General features: G+C 47.3%; 19 protein-coding genes. 8 read left to right on the forward strand and 11 right to left on the reverse strand.

The window, feature by feature from the left end; genetic code table 11:
* Positions 1-87 precede the first annotated feature (87 nt).
* Positions 88-1,035, forward strand: a complete 948-nt coding sequence (gene uspE, locus ABVN44_RS12735) for a universal stress protein UspE (protein ID WP_001262138.1) — start codon at positions 88-90, stop codon at positions 1,033-1,035.
* Positions 1,036-1,089: 54 nt separating this feature from the next.
* Here the strand turns inward: uspE and ABVN44_RS12740 are convergent, their stop codons facing one another.
* Positions 1,090-1,344, reverse strand: a complete 255-nt coding sequence (locus ABVN44_RS12740; RefSeq protein ID WP_000605645.1) for a DUF2534 family protein — start codon at positions 1,342-1,344, stop codon at positions 1,090-1,092.
* Between the two features lie 238 nt (positions 1,345-1,582).
* Here ABVN44_RS12740 and ABVN44_RS12745 point away from each other — a divergent pair, with 238 nt between their 5' ends.
* Positions 1,583-2,614 (forward strand): mechanosensitive ion channel family protein, encoded by a 1,032-nt coding sequence (locus tag ABVN44_RS12745; protein ID WP_000493670.1) that lies wholly within the window; start codon positions 1,583-1,585, stop codon positions 2,612-2,614.
* An 85-nt stretch (positions 2,615-2,699) separates the two neighbouring features.
* Here ABVN44_RS12745 and ABVN44_RS12750 read toward each other — a convergent pair whose 3' ends face one another.
* Positions 2,700-3,302 (reverse strand): helix-turn-helix domain-containing protein, encoded by a 603-nt coding sequence (locus ABVN44_RS12750; RefSeq protein ID WP_000163371.1) that lies wholly within the window; start codon positions 3,300-3,302, stop codon positions 2,700-2,702.
* Between the two features lie 43 nt (positions 3,303-3,345).
* Between ABVN44_RS12750 and ABVN44_RS12755 the strand changes: the two genes are divergently transcribed.
* Together ABVN44_RS12755 and ABVN44_RS12760 are read left to right on the forward strand one after the other, a co-directional pair.
* Positions 3,346-4,032 carry a B3/4 domain-containing protein gene (locus ABVN44_RS12755; protein WP_023231251.1) on the forward strand — a complete coding sequence of 229 codons (687 nt, stop codon included), beginning with the start codon at positions 3,346-3,348 and terminating at the stop codon, positions 4,030-4,032.
* A 27-nt stretch (positions 4,033-4,059) separates the two neighbouring features.
* Positions 4,060-4,398 (forward strand): antibiotic biosynthesis monooxygenase, encoded by a 339-nt coding sequence (locus ABVN44_RS12760; protein WP_000051812.1) that lies wholly within the window; start codon positions 4,060-4,062, stop codon positions 4,396-4,398.
* A gap of 106 nt (positions 4,399-4,504) precedes the next feature.
* On the opposite strand, the gene ABVN44_RS12765 is transcribed toward ABVN44_RS12760, so the two are convergent.
* The 4 genes from ABVN44_RS12765 to zirU form a co-directional block, all read right to left on the reverse strand.
* Entirely contained in the window at positions 4,505-5,023 is a 519-nt protein-coding gene (locus ABVN44_RS12765) for a redoxin family protein (RefSeq protein ID WP_023231250.1), read from the reverse strand.
* A gap of 2 nt (positions 5,024-5,025) precedes the next feature.
* On the reverse strand, positions 5,026-5,856 hold the full coding sequence (locus tag ABVN44_RS12770; RefSeq protein ID WP_023231249.1) for a ZirS family two-partner secretion-like system exoprotein: 831 nt from the start codon (positions 5,854-5,856) through the stop codon (positions 5,026-5,028).
* A gap of 26 nt (positions 5,857-5,882) precedes the next feature.
* A complete protein-coding gene (gene zirT, locus ABVN44_RS12775; protein ID WP_023231248.1) occupies positions 5,883-7,865 on the reverse strand; it encodes a two-partner secretion translocator ZirT in 1,983 nt (660 codons plus the stop codon).
* A gap of 74 nt (positions 7,866-7,939) precedes the next feature.
* On the reverse strand, positions 7,940-8,785 hold the full coding sequence (gene zirU, locus ABVN44_RS12780) for a two-partner-like secretion system exoprotein ZirU (protein WP_023231247.1): 846 nt from the start codon (positions 8,783-8,785) through the stop codon (positions 7,940-7,942).
* 292 nt (positions 8,786-9,077) lie between these two features.
* On the opposite strand from zirU, the gene ABVN44_RS12785 reads away from it, so the two are divergent.
* Both ABVN44_RS12785 and ABVN44_RS12790 read left to right on the forward strand, forming a co-directional pair.
* Complete coding sequence (locus ABVN44_RS12785; RefSeq protein ID WP_077248414.1) at positions 9,078-9,935, forward strand: GyrI-like domain-containing protein; 858 nt, start codon at positions 9,078-9,080, stop codon at positions 9,933-9,935.
* 391 nt (positions 9,936-10,326) lie between these two features.
* Positions 10,327-11,436 carry a hypothetical protein gene (locus ABVN44_RS12790; RefSeq protein ID WP_023223624.1) on the forward strand — a complete coding sequence of 370 codons (1,110 nt, stop codon included), beginning with the start codon at positions 10,327-10,329 and terminating at the stop codon, positions 11,434-11,436.
* A 213-nt stretch (positions 11,437-11,649) separates the two neighbouring features.
* Here the strand turns inward: ABVN44_RS12790 and ABVN44_RS12795 are convergent, their stop codons facing one another.
* The gene (locus tag ABVN44_RS12795; RefSeq protein ID WP_001168016.1) at positions 11,650-11,886 is read right to left on the reverse strand and encodes a YgdI/YgdR family lipoprotein; all 237 of its coding nucleotides are present in this window, start codon (positions 11,884-11,886) and stop codon (positions 11,650-11,652) included.
* A 128-nt stretch (positions 11,887-12,014) separates the two neighbouring features.
* Positions 12,015-12,605, reverse strand: coding sequence for a TetR/AcrR family transcriptional regulator (locus ABVN44_RS12800; RefSeq protein WP_000208474.1), 591 nt, complete (start codon positions 12,603-12,605; stop codon positions 12,015-12,017).
* 77 nt (positions 12,606-12,682) lie between these two features.
* Here ABVN44_RS12800 and bdcA point away from each other — a divergent pair, with 77 nt between their 5' ends.
* On the forward strand, positions 12,683-13,396 hold the full coding sequence (gene bdcA, locus ABVN44_RS12805) for an SDR family oxidoreductase (protein WP_023231246.1): 714 nt from the start codon (positions 12,683-12,685) through the stop codon (positions 13,394-13,396).
* Positions 13,397-13,486: 90 nt separating this feature from the next.
* On the opposite strand, the gene ABVN44_RS12810 is transcribed toward bdcA, so the two are convergent.
* Positions 13,487-14,356: an aldo/keto reductase gene (locus ABVN44_RS12810; protein WP_023231245.1), complete on the reverse strand. Its 870-nt coding sequence runs from the start codon at positions 14,354-14,356 to the stop codon at positions 13,487-13,489.
* 275 nt (positions 14,357-14,631) lie between these two features.
* A complete protein-coding gene (locus ABVN44_RS12815) occupies positions 14,632-15,537 on the reverse strand; it encodes a LysR family transcriptional regulator (protein WP_023231244.1) in 906 nt (301 codons plus the stop codon).
* Positions 15,538-15,655: 118 nt separating this feature from the next.
* Between ABVN44_RS12815 and ABVN44_RS12820 the strand changes: the two genes are divergently transcribed.
* Positions 15,656-16,585 (forward strand): aromatic alcohol reductase, encoded by a 930-nt coding sequence (locus ABVN44_RS12820; protein WP_023231243.1) that lies wholly within the window; start codon positions 15,656-15,658, stop codon positions 16,583-16,585.
* 487 nt (positions 16,586-17,072) lie between these two features.
* On the opposite strand, the gene metC is transcribed toward ABVN44_RS12820, so the two are convergent.
* Positions 17,073-18,254 carry a cystathionine beta-lyase gene (gene metC / locus ABVN44_RS12825; protein ID WP_048348826.1) on the reverse strand — a complete coding sequence of 394 codons (1,182 nt, stop codon included), beginning with the start codon at positions 18,252-18,254 and terminating at the stop codon, positions 17,073-17,075.
* Positions 18,255-18,269: the final 15 nt, after the last annotated feature.

Raw genomic sequence — 18,269 nt, forward strand, 5'->3', positions numbered from 1 at the left:
TGGCAGAAGCACTTCCTCTGTTTCATTCACCATATTTGAGTTACTCTTTAGTTACAAACTGCGATGACAGTTGTAAGGAGACCCTGTATGGCTATGTATCAAAATATGCTGGTGGTCATCGATCCCAATCAGGACGACCAACCCGCATTACGGCGAGCAGTTTATTTGCATCAACGGATTGGCGGCAAAATTAAAGCTTTCCTGCCTATTTACGATTTCTCGTATGAGATGACCACCCTGCTTTCTCCTGACGAACGCACCGCAATGCGTCAGGGCGTAATAAGTCAACGCACAGCCTGGATACGTGAGCAGGCGAAATATTATCTTGAAGCCGGTGTCCCCATTGAAATTAAAGTGGTCTGGCACAATCGTCCCTTTGAGGCCATCATCCAGGAGGTTATCGCCGGCAGTCACGATCTGGTGTTGAAAATGGCGCATCAGCACGATCGACTGGAAGCGGTCATTTTTACCCCTACCGACTGGCATTTGCTGCGTAAATGCCCAAGCCCCGTGTGGATGGTCAAGGATCAGCCGTGGCCAGAGGGCGGCAAAGCACTGGTCGCCGTGAACCTGGCAAGCGAAGAGCCCTATCACAATGCTCTCAACGAAAAGCTGGTAAAAGAGACCTTACAATTGGCGGAGCAGGTTAATCATACCGAAGTGCACCTGGTCGGCGCCTACCCCGTTACGCCAATCAATATCGCCATTGAGCTGCCGGAATTTGATCCCAGCGTGTATAACGACGCCATCAGAGGCCAGCATTTACTGGCGATGAAAGCGCTGCGCCAGAAATTCAGCATCGATGAAAAAGTTACGCATGTAGAAAAAGGTTTGCCGGAAGAAGTTATCCCGGATCTTGCCGAACATCTCCAGGCGGGGATCGTTGTGCTTGGCACCGTTGGACGTACCGGACTCTCGGCCGCGTTTCTGGGGAACACGGCCGAACAGGTCATTGACCATCTGCGCTGCGACCTGTTAGTCATTAAGCCTGATGAGTATCAAACACCGGTTGAACTGGACGACGAGGACGATTAATCCCTCTTCCGTCCTGCCGGATGGCGCTGCCATCCGGCCAACACCCTATTCCTGTTACTCATCTCCGCCGAGGAAATAGATCCCCAAAGGAATCGCCAGCAGAATAGTGAACACCAGACTGTAAACGAAAATCATTGCCGACTGAATGGCATACATAGAGCTTGTCCACTCGGACAGTGGAATATGATACTGCTCAATCACACCGCCGATAGTCGCGCGCGTTACCACCGATGCCGCAACGATAAACACTGCCAGCAGGCATAACAGAAATTTTTTCCCCTTCGCCGATTTCAGCTTCATCATGATCATAGTATTGTCCTTTACAGATGACTTTGTTACCTGATAGCAACAATACCATGACAATCACGCGATGTCTGCTCTATAAAACGTGACATTGTATTTACATAAAAAGTAAACCGCTGAGATTAAAGCTGATAGCACTATTTCTTCTTTTTACTTATCGATGATCTACGCGTTTATTCTGGGTAAAATACCTGTTAATCAGGTCATTCTGAGCTGTTATCGTAGGAAGGAGCGGAAAACAATAATGTTCACTGAATTTTTTCTCAAAAACGCATTTAATCTGGCGATACTTTTCAGTTGCGGTATGGCGTTGCTGGTCGTGAGATTTTGGCTCAGCCGTAACGTACAGTGGAAGAAAGGATTCACGTTCCATGCGGCACAGTTTTTTATTTACGCGATTATTATTGGGACCATCGGGAGCATCCTGAATAATGCTATTGAAGATTATAATTTGCGTTTTATCTCTTCTGGGGTCATTGATTTTATCTGCACCTCGCTCATTGCGCTTATTCTGACGATAAAACTTTTCCTGATTATTAACCAATTTGAAAAAGCACAGGTCAATAAAGGTAGAGATGTCACCAGTACACGTATTCTGGCACGGGTCATAAAAATAACCATTATTGTCGCGATTGTCTTACTGTATGGCGAACATTTTGGCATGAGTCTGTCCGGTCTGCTGACCTTTGGCGGTATCGGCGGTATCGCTGTTGGTATGGCGGGCAAAGATGTCCTGAGCAATTTTTTCTCCGGTATTATGCTCTATTTCGATCGCCCCTTCAGTATCGGAGACTGGATTCGTTCTCCTGACAGAAATATCGAAGGTACGGTCGCCGAAATCGGCTGGCGAATTACACGAATTAACACATTCGACCACCGCCCGTTGTACGTGCCTAATTCCGTCTTTTCATCCATTAGCGTTGAGAATCCGGGACGGATGACCAACCGTCGAATAAAAACGGTTATTGGATTACGTTACGAAGATGCCGACAAAATTGGCCTCATTGTTGACGCTATTAGAAACATGCTGCAGGCGCACAGCGATATCGATCAGAAACAGACGCTGTTGGTCTATTTTAATGAATTTGCCGACTCTTCGCTGAATATTATGGTGTATTGCTTTACCAAAACAACAGTATGGCAGGAATGGCTTGCCGTACAGCAGGATGTTTACCTGAAAATTATTGCGATTGTCCAGGAAAACGGCGCTGACTTCGCCTTCCCAAGCCAGACGCTCTATATCGATGACCCGGAGGCCGCGCCTGCGATAAAATAAAAGATAGCCGGTGCCCGATAACGCTTATCGGGCACCGAGGCTTCCCTGTCCGAATGACGGGTTGTTAGCGCCTTCCTTACGGTGATCAACGGCTCTTTTCATTCACCGTCATGGTAAATTCAAGCACCTCATTCGTGTCGTTAACGTAGGCATGAGGCATGTCGGTTCTGGCTACAGCGGAGCAGCCCTCCCGAATAATAAAGCGTCTACCGTCGACTGTTAATGTCAGTGTTCCCTGATTAACAAACAGTAATTCACAGGTGTCTGCCGGATGCCCTGCCGATTCAAACTGTTCACCAGGATGCATTATCCATTGCCAGAGTTCCAGCATATCCGGCCCGCTGGTTCCCGCCATTAGTTTTGCGCTGCCGCCTTTCTCGCCGCGCCACAACACCGGAATAGCATCCCGGTCGATAAGATGGACCATCGGCTCGCTGGCGACGTTGACAACATCCGCCACGGACACTCCCATTGCCGCTGCGATCTTACATAACAGCGCAATGCTTGGATTGGCTTTACAGCCTTCAATTTCCACCAGCATTCCTTTACTGACGCCGGAACGCCGCGCAAGCTCATCCAGCGACATCTTTTTTTGGCTACGAAATTGTTTGATACGTTGGGAAACAGCTTCATTTATTGTGCTGACGTCGGCGCCCGCCGTGGTCGATAAGTTGACTTTTTTGGTCATTGGTCGATATCATAGAAGAAAATAGTCATTACAGGATTATGCGATGTCTTCTATGTTACCGTCAATCAGCCCGGAACTGGCCCGTATCGCTCCCGGCTTTCGTGCATTAAGTATTAATGTTATTGCCGCTCCGGTTCGCGATGCGCAGGTCGGAGAAATCGCGCTAAAAGAGGCCTGTCAGGCCGTAATTAACGGCCAACCGACGTGGGCACAGGCGCATATAGACGCCTGGAATGCGGTGTTTAAAGCATTCGGCGCAAAACCAAAGCGCACCCCCTGCTCGGCTGAAGCGCTACGAAAACGCGTGTTGAAGGATGGAACAATGGCGGCGCTGGACCCGGTCGTTGATCTTTATAACGCGGTGAGCCTGCGCTATGCCGTACCGGTAGGCGGCGAAAATAGCGCGGCTTATTGTGGATCGCCGCGGCTGGTTTTCGCAGACGGTAGTGAAACATTTGATACTCTGAAAGAAGGACAACCCGCCACCGAGTCGCCAGAACCGGGCGAAGTTATCTGGCGCGATGACAGAGGCGTCACCTGTCGGCGCTGGAACTGGCGTCAGGGAGTACGTACCCGACTAAGCGCTTCAGATAAAGCGATGTGGTTTATCCTTGAAAGCTTGCCGGAAATGCCGGTTGATGAATTGTACGCGGCAGGAAACATGCTGACTGACGGCCTTGAAAAAATGATGCCAGGTTTACGTTTTGAATCCACGTTGATAGGTGTTTGATTGATATTGCGTAACAGGAGAAATACCATGTCGCTGTTTCTGACAAGTTTTATTTTCGAAAAAAAAGAGTACGACGAAGAGTTTTATCAACTGGATGGCTGGATTGAGCGCTATACGCAGTCTATTGATGGCTATATTGGGATGGAAAGCTATACCGATGCCGCCAGCGGAAGAATGGTTAATAATTATTACTGGCAGACCCGCGAATCAATGGAGCTATTGATAAATAATTTACAGCACCAGCAGGCCAAATCACAAAGTCATAAGTGGCTTTCCGGTTACCAGACGATTATTGCAGAAATTCAGGGGTGCCATAACGTTAACCTGCCCCATCCGCTGGCATCATTTTCAGTTCCTTATGCGTGATGCAATAGTATATGTGTTAAATGTGGGGGCACTACAGGAGGATGCCTGCGCCCCTGCATTGCCGGTTATTCGGTTCTCTGTGCAGGGACGGTGCTGATATAAGTGATTAGTAAACAGGAAGATGAGTGATATCTCGTGGTACACTAACACGCGTAACCACATTATTTTCATCGCACTCTATCAACGCTCTGGCAAAAATACTGAGCTCATTAATTTTCAGCCCGGAATTATCCAAAAACTGGCGGCAAGCGTAGTCAGAAACAAAGGTTATGCCGGGATGAATATCATGTTCCCGAATAAAACGGGCCTGAGCAAATGGCGTATCCATACTCAGCACATATACCGCCCGGTTTGAGTGGCTACCCGCTGATTTAAGGCGGTCACTACAGTCTTTTACCTGCCATTCACAAACCGGCGTATCCAGTGACGGGACGACAATAATCCGCTTTTTTATCCCCGGGATACAGTAACCCGGTAATAAATTATGGCTCACCAGCCCCTTTGTGCAGGGTAATGGTTCGCCTTCAGCCAGTATACCGGGTTTGAGGGTCAGCTGCGTTTTGCCAAAGGTGACAGCGTGTTCCTGACCCAATGAGATATAATCCTGTGTTGTTGTTGGTGTCATAATTATTTCCCTGTAATCCGAATTTCTTTAGACAAAAGAGATTTGCCTAGATAATCATATTTGATGAATACCATTGGGTTTCTACTGCCATTAGCACCTTTATAGGTTACCGTTTGTATATACTCGCCTGGATTAGAACCTTTCTTGACCGAGGAAATATCCCATTCCCCATTATGACCAAAGTAATAACTTACCTCAAGATCGTTTATAGGGTTGTTATCTTTGTCCTTGAAAATAAGTTTTACGATAGCGCTTTCTCCTGGCAAAAGAACAGGTTTATCTATATCCACGATAGCTAAGTCTGGAGGCATATTAACTATGACCTTTGACTCAAAGTAGAAGGGTACAGAGACCGTAGGCACCGACGTGTAGCCTGATGCTGAAGCCATATCCGTTTCGTTATAAAGTTCCAACTTTAGTTTTGAACCAACATGTTCCTCCCTGAAGTCAAATCTATATTCACATGGTTTTTCACGTTTAATTTTATGCTGAGAACCATCTCGATTAACCAGATAATATGTACATGCCTCAGTAAACGTTTCACTAGCCTGATAATACTGTGTATCAGGATCACTGACCCGCCACCTTAAATATCTTTTTAGTGTCATACCCGGAAAAGGCGCATAATAATCGTCATACGTTAGAGGCTGCCCCTTCTCATTTAGGAAATGGAAGACAGCCCTCGGTTGCCCAGGCCTGTGCCCAACGCTCGGCGCCGTAGGTGGAGAAAACATCCCGACGGTTGCCGCGGACGTTGTCGACGAATCCGCCAAGACGCTTATCGGCACAGCCGCCAGAAGCAGGCTATAGATAATAAGATTATGTTTCGACATACGCACTGTTGATCCTTTTTAAAACATTAATTCGCATCAGAGGTTGCGGTATTACCCTTAGCATTTTCCTTATCAGAAATAATTCTGACGCGGATATATTTATTCTGAAGCGGTTCCCCATTAAGGCTATAAGGGATAAGCCAGGTGGCCTTTGTCGCCCCCGGTACGGATTGCCAGGATTTCATTTCATCCGAGATTTCCCACTGATAATTAAACGCATCAGTACAGTCCGTGTTATTTACACAAAGCGTTCTGGCTCGCATTTCTGTTCCGACGACTGGCGCAGTAACGCTTCCGTTGGCTTCTTCAGTACCCGGCGTAAAAAGCACCTCCACAGAAGTGACCTTCTGCGCAATACTGTCTGGCTGCGCTTGCAGCAGTACGGTACCCTTCACCGGATGTTTATCGTCTGGTCCGCTTGCTTCAATATGTAATTTGAGCGAGCGGGCATCATCGCCGATATGGGTCACCAGAACCCGTTCAACCCAATGGCCGTCACGCTCTGTACCACCGAGCGCTTTAAATGCCAGACCCGGCGTATCTGATTGATACTTAATATGACGTGGTTTGAGCGACGCCCACTCCTCTTCAGAACGCTCGCGCACGTAGTGCCACTCAATAACCTTCCCCTCTTCTCCGGCAGGAAGCGGCGTACTGATAACAAAGTTGCCGTCCTCAACCTGAACATCGTCATTGATAACATTTATCCAGGAACGGAAACTGGTCTCATCCTGTGTCACCCTTACCGGGATACGCTCGGAGGTCACGCGAGTACCCCGGCTGTCAGTCACCGTTAAATAAAGGCTATACTCCTGACCGTCGGTCACCGTCAGCGGAAGTTGTGGAAGGATAAGGCCACTGCCCAAACTCCCCTGAAGCTGAAGTCCGGCGAGAAGCTCCGCATCACCCGACCACTCAACTTTCTCAATCGGGTAACGGCTATCTACCGTCGCCATTAATGTCACCAGCGTCCCGGACAGGCCTGACACCGGCATTGCCGTAATGCGGATTTTACTGGCCTGCTCCCGATACGCCATGACGATATCGTAATTACGATCAACAAAGGCACGCCGGTTAGTCGTATTCGACGGCGCCCCAACGTTGCGGTAATCAAGCTGTTCATGTAACGGCGTACCGAAGGAATAATTGACTCTCAGACCGCCCTCTGCCTGCGAGCCGCCGTTACCGGCGTCCCGATATCCTGCTCTGACCTCAAGCAAGGGGACAGGATTCCAGACCAGAGCCGCACCTGCGGCGCGGGGATTCCGGCTTAATGTACCGCTACCCAATAGATCAACTTTATCCCCGTAATACTGTTCATATGTCAGCTCGCCACTGAACCAGGGAAAATCGGGAAGCGTGCCTTTTGTTCGCAGATCAAAGCCATATGCCGGACGCTCATCATGTAATTCATGAACTGCTGACGTTTTCCAGCCGGTGAGAGGGAAATAATAGTTGCCGGAAAAGGCCAGACTGTCTTTATAGACTTCCCCGCCAATGCCGCCACGTAAGTGGGAATAACGGATGTCGGCATCCAGAAACGTATTGACGCCGAACAGCCATCCATTGACCTCCTGGCGGTAACCCATACCAACGTTAACATAGGTGCGGCCATCGAAACTGCTGTTGTCGTGGTCGCGAAAGCCAAGCTGACCAAAGAGTAAAGACGATGTTGTTTCCTGGACGGGAATAAACATATCGAACTCTGATGAGCGATATTTCGCGCCATCTTCAAGATTGACGCCACCACGGAAAATAATCTCCGGAAAAGCGCTCTTCATCCCCTCGTTCACCAGATGATTAGCGGCTTGCCCTGGTAATGCCTTTATTTTTCCTTTGGCATAATCCTCCAGCGTCCCCTCCTGCAGGTGCGGAGAAATAGACGATGCCGTCCCCGCAATCCACGACTGAATTTCATTATCGCTATCAGCGATAACCGGCAGTGAAAGCTGACTGCTAACAATGGCCCAGGTTATATATTTAGTAATAGGTTTTTTAGAAAAAACCACTTTATTGCCTCCTGCTATACCCACCTGCCTGGCAGGGGGAGTATTTAAATAAGATGTTTATTTAGCGATAACCATCAGCGACGGATAGCGCGTTTATTCTCCGGCGTGGCTTTCGTCGTTTTAGGCGTAACGTGGACACGGAACAGTTTATTCTGCTCGGTTCCCTTAATAATATATTTATGTTTTTCAGCGTTGTTATTATTCAGATCGGTGAACTTATCTGGTGTCCCGGCATCCGCCATCTGCCAGGTAAAGTTATAATTACTGACCTCACACTCAGCCGCCGCTGTGGCGGCACATTCCAGTACCGCTTCAAGGGTGCCGCCTACCACTGGAGTGTTGGCGTCATTGGTACCGTTGAGTTCATCAGTCGGTTTACCACTTTCATTCACCACATTGATAGTGACAGAACGTAGCTTATTAGAAATCGTACCGTCTGCGGCGGAGTCGCCGCCCACCCCAGAAGATGCAGAAGTTAATAAGACAGTGGCAGGCAAGAATGCACTATCCGGCGTCCCCGTTGCCGTCTTAATTCGGTAAACGATTTTAATTTTTTTACCGCCTGCATCAGCAGGAATGGTAAAAGCCGTCCCGGTTGCCGCCGGGGTTCCAGAAGGATCGGCGGCCTCATTATCCACCAGATACCATTTAATATCGTCGGCATTATTCATTTTATCCAGCGATAAGGGATCCCCATCCTCATCCCTAATAAAAACATCCGCTATCTGGAGGGTTGAACCGGTCGTCAGTTCCCCAGACACTTCTATCTTTTTTGCATTAGTCGTTGCCACAGGACGGTGACCAACAGAAGCAGGCGTAGCAGAAGAAGCCATATCATTGGCTCTGGTATTCGCCACCGCCTCTACTGAGACCACGGATGCACAAATCGCTAACGCTAATAAAGATCTTTTGAAGTACAAAACAATTCCCTTTTATTAAATCATTAGAAATAATTACGAGATTTATAATCTCACGGGCTAAAAATTCAGGGTTATTCAATCATTTTAACCGCCTGTGAAATTATGCCCTTCGCCATGCTAATTACTTAGCTTTACTGGCAAAAGCCGATCTTCAAGTGTAAAGTTTATCCAGAAACGTCAAGCAATTTAAATCTTTCTTGTTTTGCCAGAAAAGCTAACAACCCCCACCAGTTTAATAACACAGTATGTCAAACATCTTAAATGTTTATATTTTCGGCTTCAATAAAGAGGAATGATGATGAAAAGAGCCATAATAGTCTCAGTATTAGAGCAAATAGAAAAAAATCTTGAAGAGAGGATTGATATTGAAAAGCTGGTTGTTATAACAGGTTATTCGCGAAGGAGTTTGCAGGATTTTTTTAAAGAAAAGTGTGGCGTCTCTATCGGAAAATATATCAGACAACGCAAGTTGAGCAGAAGCGCCACTCTGCTAAAGCTGACCTCTCAGTCGGTCACAGATATCGCGTTCAGAATGGGGTTTGATTCAGTGCAGTCCTATAGTCGAGAGTTCAAAAAAACATTTGGCGTCAATCCCAATAACTATCGCAAGGCTGATTTCTGGGATCTCAGAAACCTACGGCCTCCCTACTGGCTTGACTGTGATGAGCATTATCAGTTCGAAATTTGTCAGCTTACGTCAAAAGAAATTTTCGGATTTCAAACATCTCATCAGATCGCAACAAATGACCTTCCTAAAAAAGCGTCACCTATAAAATGGAAAATCATTCATGAGACGCTCAGAACGTGGGGCGAAAATGTGTATTGTCTCTCGTCTTTTAAGCCGGATAATACCAAAGACCAGGTCATCGCCGTAAGCAGTTTTTTTGGTATGGAACATAATTCCGTCGATGGAGGCAAAATACCCATGTCGAGGGTAATAAAATGTGGTAAATATGCAAAATTCCATTTCGTTGGTCATAAGGAACAATATCAACAATTTTCCAATACAATATATATGTGTATATTGCCAAAACTGAATCTTATCAGGAGAGAAGGAGAAGATATTGAATACTTCCATTTGGCATCCGTCCAAAAGCAACAGAATAATGAATCCATTGTCGATCTTTATTATTACATCCCTGTACTGTAATGACTTCGTACCATCCACGCATTTCATCTGAAAAGTCTTCTCTTTTCAGAACGGTAATAAAACTCTCAGTATTGATTCTGGTAAAATAAGTGACCATTAATATAGTTAACGTTTTGAAAGAATTGAAAAAAAATAAATTGCGTGCACGCGACACCGGAGACAGATTACTGACAGTACTGTACGGTGTAGTGATCAGGTAATATTGGCTACAGTTTACGGTAAAAGCAAAGTCCATACTTTAACTATTAATGGGAGTATGCTGGCCGGGCGGCTTGCGGGGCCTTCATGCTCCCACATTTACAATGTTGGTATGATTACATTCTCTCTATACTTTACTGTGCTAACCTTTTATCTCGTTGAGATAACGTTTAATTAAAATGCTCTCTTTTTGATGTACATTATAAGAGGAGACATTATTCATATTTTCGAAATCAGGGCAGACGATATGTATACAACCATCAGAAACACAACGCTAGCAATGGTAGCGTGTTTTTCGTATATCGCACATGCCAGTACCCACCCTCCTCTTATTATCACCAGGGGAGCCGGAGGAGACGCCTCCGGAGCCGCAGTCATTCATGATAATTGGCGGCATGGCACTCCTGACCTGGTCAATCTTACCGATATCCCCATAGATAAAATCAGACCAGAAAAATACCGTTGTGTACTGATTATTGGGCAAGGAGCTATAAAAGAGATGCTTCTTGCGAACAATGCCTCAGCAATACTTTCCGGAAAAACTGTTGGTCTTTATACTCATCTGATCGATCAGAACACGCTCAGATTACTTCGGCAATTGCAGAACAAAGTGAGATTCAATCTCTTTTTTACCCGCTCGCAGATAACTCTACTAAAACTAAGGAACATTTCAGAATATAATTTTTTGAGTTCTAAAGTAAATAATGTCTGGGGACAAGACTCACTAGCAATTGAAACAGTGGCACCTGACAGGGGTAATATACCGGAAAAAGCGCTTCCCCTCAAAACAACGGATTATGTGATCTGGCTGGGTGGAAACTATACTACCTCTTCTGGTACGCAGCGTATCTTCACAAACGATCAGATTGTTGTAGCCCTGAAACCACTACATAATGTTATTTCATCAAATGCATCGATTGCTATTATGCTTTCACCACGTTTTTTTGATAATAGCATGAGTAAAGAAGCAAAAGTTAAACGACTGAAGGCAGTGCTTAACACCTTTTCGCGAAACAGGGTCACATTTTATATGAATAAGGAGATGCTTGCTAATCTGAAAGAATTTGATTTACCTGTTCAACTATCCCCTTCTTACGCAGAGCTGATGCGAATGCCCTGGGCCAGCGCTACCCGGCATTTTGCCTCTGTGGATCAATATAACCTCTTTGCTGATCTCATACCTAAAGTCACGCCGTTTCTTCTTGAACCGAATGATGCCGATCAAGCTCTCTATGCGACGGATTATCTTAATACCCGGCGTGTAAGTCTGACCCAAAATATTCTTAACCACGGTTGTGACTAAATAAAACGCGCAGAATCCGGGATAGTTAGCAATCCAAAACAGACCGTTAGCCATGAGTACTGTTTATCTTCACTATACAGGGAACAACCAAATAACTGACAACACAAATCAAGCCGATACCCGGAATTCGGCTATACAGGCGCTCTATTCAATTCAGGCCCAGAAACCGTCCGGTACCCATACTGGACACGGCCTCCCAACTGCTTTAGCGCATTACCAGTCCAGCTTCGATGCGCCTTCTGTCGTCTGCACTATTTCACTGGTTTTAATAACGCGATGATAACCATAAGCATCAGCGTATTTCGTCATTCCGGTTGCGGTGTCAACCTCCGGCTTACCCTGCGTTTCAATAATCTCTCCCGTCCGGGTCGTCATGGTATAGGTCGTTGTACATCCGGCTAGCATCAACACTGATAAGCTAAGTACCGTAATAAGACTACATTTTTGCATTTCTCGTTTCCCTGACACCTCTATTTTTGATGTACTTTACCGAATACCGCAACGGCAAGATGGATGATTAGGGCTATTGCTCTCTGTTTGCCCGTATCTGATTGGCTCAGGTTTTTTGATGCGCTGCGTTAATCCGGCAGTAATCGCTCCAGCACATCCCCAGCCAGAAGCACGCTCTCCTGAAGACGCTCCAGGCTATACCCCGCCCGCGCCTTGGCGGAAAGTCCCGCCATTAGCGTCCCCATAAAGTCCGTCGTCCGGTCAGCCTCTTGCGGATACCGCATGGCGACATAAGTGCGAATCAGGTTTTCAGCAGCGATGTAAAACTCGCAGGCGGCCTCTCGTGCCGGTTTATCGTTACAATGAGCGCCCTCCAGAACCAGACATCCGGTAGCATCAGGATCGGCAGCGTAACGTCTTGCCGCTTCCATCAGCACATCGATAAGGCACTTCGCGGTCGGGCGATCGTGACGCAGAAGCGCCCCGAGCGGAATCGCGTCGGTCATCCTGTAACGCTTTAATACGCGAGTATACAGCCCCAACTTGCTACCAAACGCCGCATAGAAACTGGGAGGATTGATCCCGAACGCTTTTGTCAGATCCGCTACGCTCACCGCGTCGTAGCCGCGCGAATGAAATAAATGTTGAGCGGTTTCAATGGCTTGCTCCGGATCGAACTGGCGAGGGCGACCCGGCGTTCGGCTATGTTTTGTAGTCATTACTACATAACTCCTTGACGGCATGATTTCATTACGCATATTGTAGTGGCTACTACAATATCATAAAGGACATCCTGATGACGCTATTTCGCAACAAATCTGTACTGGTTTTAGGGGGAAGTCGTGGTATCGGCGCGGCTATTGTACGACGCTTTAGCGCTGACGGCGCATCGGTCGTTTTCAGCTACGCCGGATCGCGTGAAGCCGCCGAAAAACTGGCAACGGAAACCGGAAGCATCGCCATCCAGACGGATAGCGCCGATCGTGATGCCGTCATCAGCCTCGTGCGTGAGTACGGACCGCTGGATATTCTGGTCGTCAATGCGGGCGTCGCTCTCTTCGGCGATGCGCTGGAACAAGATAGCGATGCGATAGATCGTTTGTTCCGCATTAATATCCATGCGCCTTACCATGCGTCAGTCGAAGCAGCCCGCAACATGCCGGAAGGTGGACGCATTATTATTATCGGTTCCGTGAATGGCGATCGGATGCCCGTACCGGGAATGGCCGCGTACGCCGCCAGTAAATCAGCCCTGCAAGGGCTGGCGCGCGGCCTGGCCCGTGATTTTGGCCCCCGCGGGATTACGATAAATGTGGTGCAGCCAGGCCCCATTGATACCGACATCAATCCGGAAGATGGCCCCATGAAAGAGCTGATGCACAGTTTCATGGCAATCAAACGACACGGAAGACCTGAAGAAGTGGCTGGAATGGTGGCATGGCTTGCCGGCCCGGAAGCCTCTTTCGTCACCGGCGCGATGCACACCATCGATGGTGCCTTCGGCTCCTGACGGCCAGGCGAATATCACACGGTTGCCGTCTACGCTCCGGCAACCGTGTTAGAAGCTGTTCATGCGAGAAAACATCCGCAAGCGCCGGGATCAATCGTGGATTTTAACGCCAAGACAACCGCGAACAAATTCAGGATTAAAATGCTTCACCGCTTCGCCAACGTAGCCTAAATCAAGGGCGTTGATTTGAGCCATTTCATTATCCGTTAGTGAGAAATCCCAGATGGCAAAGTTCTCTTCAATGCGTTCCTGTCGAGTGGATTTAGGAATAACCGTGACGCCACGCTGCACGTTCCAACGCAGGACAACCTGCGCGATGGTTTTTTGATGGCCATCGGCAATCCTTTGAAGCATGACATTTTCATACGGTTTATGTCTCCCGCCGCCTAACGGCGCCCACGCTTCAGGCTGAACGTTATAATGCTTCATGGTTTCCAGCGCGGCGGGTTGTGCAAAGTATGGATGCAATTCGACCTGGTTTACCATTGGCGTAATTCTGACGGTTTCACAGAAGTTGGCTAACACATGCGCATAGAAGTTGGACACGCCAATGGCTTTTAGTTTACCGGCTTCATAAGCGTCTTCCAGCGCGCGCCACGCACTAAAATAATCGCCCATTGCCTGATGCAATAAATAGAGATCAAAATAATCTAACCCGGATTTTTTCAGCGACGCTTCAATACCTGCTTTGGCCAGATCGTAGTTAGCCATATCTTGCACCCACAGTTTAGAAGTAATAAATAACTCCTCACGGGTACACAGACCTGTCGCGATGGCTTCACGAACAGCGTCACCAACGGCATCTTCATTGCCGTATACCGCAGCGGTATCGATAAGACGATAACCGCTGCGAATAGCGCTTAACACTGACTGCTGACATTCTTCTTTGTCGGTTACCTTAAAAACGCCAAAACCCACCATAGGCATTTTAAGGTTGTTACTTAATATTGAATATTCCACGCTAAAGCACCCTTTCGTCGTAAAGACGCCATGATAAGAGCAAAATACAGGTACAATGAGTATTGTTAAATCCGATTATATTTATACAAAAAGTTCATTAATAACAGTTGTACAGATTTTTTATTGCATCCAAACGTTCAGTGCTTGCTATATCCTCGCCGTGTAGCACCTGTTTGATAATGCCTTTTACTTATGCGTCAAAAACCAGTACCGTCATTTTGACCGTCTGTGAAAAAGTTTTCTGAACAGGCAATGCGATATCCGGAATAATATTTTTAGCGAAGAGGCGCCGGCTGGCTCAGCGCCGTTTTGCACCAGTCATAAAAAGCGCGTACCGCAGGCGGCAGAAACCTGTTTTGCGGATAGACCAGCGCAAGCGGCAAATCGTAAGAATGGTTGTCCATGCAGGTCACCAGCGCCCCGCTGTGCAGATACGGCGCAACCAGATAGCTGGCGACGCGAATTAACCCCAGTCCCTGTATTCCGGCCTGAATATAAGCGTCCGTATCATCGACAACCAGCGTCTCCTGCACCCGCATCGCGTAATCCTCCCCCTCACGCGTAAAAAACCAGTCGGTGGTACGCCCGGTGCGGTGGTTCAGGTAGCCGACCGCATGGTGCTTTTGCAGATCATCTAAATTTTCAGGGCTACCGTAACGCTCAATGTAAGTGGGCGATGCTGCTATCACCCAGTTAAAGCTGGCAAGTGGGCGGGAAACCAGCGTGGTGGAATCATCGATCCTGCCGGCCCGAATCACGCAGTCATACCCTTGCAGGATAATATCCTCCACGCTATCGCTGGAACAAAGTATCAGCTCCAGCTCCGGATACTGGCGCAAAAAGGCCGGGAGCGTGGGAATAATGCAATGTCGGGCGAGAGATTGCGGCATCCCCACTTTAAAACGCCCTTTGGGTTGTGCCGCCCGGCCGGGAAATGACGACTCCATGGCCGCGATATCTGCCAGCACTCTTTTGCACTCTTCGTAGTAACGCCGCCCCTCTGCGGTCACACTAAGTTTGCGAGTTGTACGTTGCAAAAGTTGAATCTTAAGCCAGGATTCCAGTTCTTTAACCACTCGCGATACCGTTGAGCGCGGCACGCCAAGCACTTCGGCGGCTCTGATAAAACTATGGGTATCCACTACGCAAACATAGACCTGCATCGCTTCCAGCTTGTCCATTTTCCCCCCGCCAATTATCCCATTTATCAGAACAGTCTAACCCGTCTTCGGCGTCTTATCGAACGCAGATCCCTGACGTAATCTCTATCTACAGGTGAATCAACACAGAGAGGTGCAAATGAAACAATCCAATAATCAGGTGGGTGAAAAAGTATTGGTGCTGGGCGCGGGACAACTGGGGGCGTCAGTGCTGGCGTCGTTGGTTCCGGCGGTCACACAGCGTAATGGTTCCGTTTGCGTTATTGTGTCAGGGCGATCCAGGGATAAACAGAGCAAACGACGTTCCAGCATTCATCAACAACTGGCGGATGCCGGTGCGCGGTTTATCCCGGTCGACATCGCAGACAGTTCGGTTGCAGCGTTAAAAGATCAATTCCACGGTTTTGATACGATCATCAATTGTATGGGGTTTGTCGCCGGTGCGGGTACCCAGATAAAAATCACCCGCGCGGTACTGGAGGCGGGCGTTAAGCGCTATTTCCCCTGGCAGTTTGGCGTGAATTACGATGTGGTCGGCAAAGGCAGCGGCCAGCCGATGTGGGACGAACAGTATGACGTCAGGACGCTTTTGCGCGAGCAAAACGTCACAGAGTGGGTGATTGTTTCAACCGGTTTATTTACCTCTTTTCTCTTCGAACCGGCCTTTGATGTGGTCAACTTAGACCAAAAAACCATCAATGCCCTCGGCGGATGGGAAAGGCAGGTCACCGTCACGTCGCCTGCGGATATTGGTCGCCTGACCACTGAAATTTATCTGCATCAGCCGCGTATCACTAACGAAGTCGTCTTTGTCGCGGGGGAAACGACCTCTTATGCAAAACTGGCGGAAACGGTCGAACGCGTGACGCAGCAAACTTTTACCCGAGGCGTATTGACGCTACCTGACTTACAGGAGCAACTCCGTTTACATCCGCATGATCCAATGCTGCGCTATCGCGTTGCCTTCGCGCGTGGTGACGGTATGTGGTGGCCGATGAGTGACACCTGGAATGCACAACATCATCTGCCGACACAGGATATTGCCGCCTGGCTGAAAACACAGCAATGAGAACGGCGGCATCAGGCGCTCGCTTAATCCCCATGCCTTCTGCCAGCATCAGGCGGCGGGCGTGGCTACCTTGAGTTAACAAGAAACCAGTACGCATCAGTGCCTGGTTATGTGCTCCTGCTGTAACACCATGTCTGATAATGCTTTTTTCTTATCTGCAAAAACTGATGCCGACATTTTTACCGTAGGGAAAATAGTTTTCCGTTTTGTGATCTAACTAATGCGCTCATCGTTAACCTCTTAAATAATTGATTACTGCTTTTATGTGAACTAATGATGGCTTCAACGACGAGGACTGACGAATCAGAAGATTTTGCTGGCCGCTAAAGAAAATCTATCTCGTAGCGTTTTATTGACAGGGACGATTTTCGGAGTGTCAAAGTTAACCTATCATTCCCAGACTAATCATTTTGACAAATAGATGACTCAGCCGGAAAGCAAGCAGAACGGAGGAGAGTAATGTGGATATCTCCTCCATGAATTTAAATTAGCATATAACCTGATTTAAACGCTCAAAGCCTTCTATTAGATCACACTTAAGGTCTTCGATATCTTCCAGACCAATTTGTAGTCTTAACGTTAACCCACCAGGATTCCATTCTGTTGCAGTACGATATTCTGTACAATCAAATGGTATGATCAAACTTTCATAACCTCCCCAAGAAAATCCCATAGAGAAAAGTGACATATGATCCAGCATATTAGCTAAATTACTTTTATTAAATTTAGGGTCTAAAACAATGGAAAATAATCCAGATGAACCGGTAAAATCTCGTTTCCAATATTCATGTCCAGGACATTCAGGAAATGCAGGATGTAACACTCTGAGGACTTCCGGCCTATTTTTGAGCCATTTTGCTATTTCAATACCTTTCCTCTCAGCTTCTTTCAGGCGTAAATGCATGGTACGTAATCCACGAAGCGCCAGGAAACAATCTTCTGGTCCAGGAAGCATTGCCATACTGCTGTACATTTTCCTGAGATCAGGCCATGTCTCCTGGTTTGCTGAGATCAGTCCCATCAAGAGGTCTGAATGGCCACTTAGATATTTAGTACCAGCTTCAAGTGATAAATCTATACCATGCTTATGTGCCTGAAAAAATATTGGCGTTGCCCAAGTATTATCTAAAATAGTCTTGATATTATGTTTTTTGGCAACTGATACAATTGCCGGAATATCCTGAACTTCGAAAGTCTGTGAACCTGGCGCTTCAAGAAATATAGTAGAGGTGTTTGATTTAATTAGCCCCTCTATATCCGAACCTATGAGAGGATTATAATATGTTGTTTCAACACCAAATTTAGCCAAGGTGTTCAGACAAAAATTACGCGATGGCCGATAGGCACTATCTGGCATTAATAAATGGTCACCACTCTTCGTTGTCGTTAAGAGCGCAAGTGCGATGGCGCCTAAACCGGATGGAGATAAAACTGTGCCTGCTGCTCCAGTTAAATGCGTCCATGCAGATTCAAGGTTCTCAATAGTTGGCGAGCCCGCTGTTCCATAATCATAACGTGCATTTCTGTTTTCTATATCGCTTACGGAATTATATATAATAGTAGAACCACGGTAGATTGGACCATTTACAAAACCATACTGTTTGTTTGGGTCGCGGCCAAACTGGAGTATTTCCGTACTAGGTTTAAATTTTTTCACAGAGTTGTTCATTTATTTTTCCTTGTT

The organism is Salmonella sp. SJTUF15570, assembly GCF_043357055.1.
Lineage (GTDB): Bacteria > Pseudomonadota > Gammaproteobacteria > Enterobacterales > Enterobacteriaceae > Salmonella > Salmonella enterica.

Bases quoted from the DNA above. Each gene is read 5' to 3' on its own strand.
- ABVN44_RS12785 (WP_077248414.1), top strand. From the start codon at position 9,078: ATGATGATGAAAAGAGCCATAATAGTCTCAGTATTAGAGCAAATAGAA.
- ABVN44_RS12750 (WP_000163371.1), bottom strand. From the start codon at position 3,302: ATGACCAAAAAAGTCAACTTATCGACCACGGCGGGCGCCGACGTCAGC.
- uspE (WP_001262138.1), top strand. From the start codon at position 88: ATGGCTATGTATCAAAATATGCTGGTGGTCATCGATCCCAATCAGGAC.
- ABVN44_RS12760 (WP_000051812.1), top strand. From the start codon at position 4,060: ATGTCGCTGTTTCTGACAAGTTTTATTTTCGAAAAAAAAGAGTACGAC.
- ABVN44_RS12770 (WP_023231249.1), bottom strand. From the start codon at position 5,856: ATGTCGAAACATAATCTTATTATCTATAGCCTGCTTCTGGCGGCTGTG.
- ABVN44_RS12795 (WP_001168016.1), bottom strand. From the start codon at position 11,886: ATGCAAAAATGTAGTCTTATTACGGTACTTAGCTTATCAGTGTTGATG.
- ABVN44_RS12815 (WP_023231244.1), bottom strand. From the start codon at position 15,537: ATGGACAAGCTGGAAGCGATGCAGGTCTATGTTTGCGTAGTGGATACC.
- bdcA (WP_023231246.1), top strand. From the start codon at position 12,683: ATGACGCTATTTCGCAACAAATCTGTACTGGTTTTAGGGGGAAGTCGT.
- ABVN44_RS12745 (WP_000493670.1), top strand. From the start codon at position 1,583: ATGTTCACTGAATTTTTTCTCAAAAACGCATTTAATCTGGCGATACTT.
- ABVN44_RS12800 (WP_000208474.1), bottom strand. From the start codon at position 12,605: ATGACTACAAAACATAGCCGAACGCCGGGTCGCCCTCGCCAGTTCGAT.
- ABVN44_RS12755 (WP_023231251.1), top strand. From the start codon at position 3,346: ATGTCTTCTATGTTACCGTCAATCAGCCCGGAACTGGCCCGTATCGCT.
- ABVN44_RS12765 (WP_023231250.1), bottom strand. From the start codon at position 5,023: ATGACACCAACAACAACACAGGATTATATCTCATTGGGTCAGGAACAC.
- ABVN44_RS12820 (WP_023231243.1), top strand. From the start codon at position 15,656: ATGAAACAATCCAATAATCAGGTGGGTGAAAAAGTATTGGTGCTGGGC.
- metC (WP_048348826.1), bottom strand. From the start codon at position 18,254: ATGAACAACTCTGTGAAAAAATTTAAACCTAGTACGGAAATACTCCAG.
- ABVN44_RS12790 (WP_023223624.1), top strand. From the start codon at position 10,327: ATGTACATTATAAGAGGAGACATTATTCATATTTTCGAAATCAGGGCA.
- ABVN44_RS12740 (WP_000605645.1), bottom strand. From the start codon at position 1,344: ATGATCATGATGAAGCTGAAATCGGCGAAGGGGAAAAAATTTCTGTTA.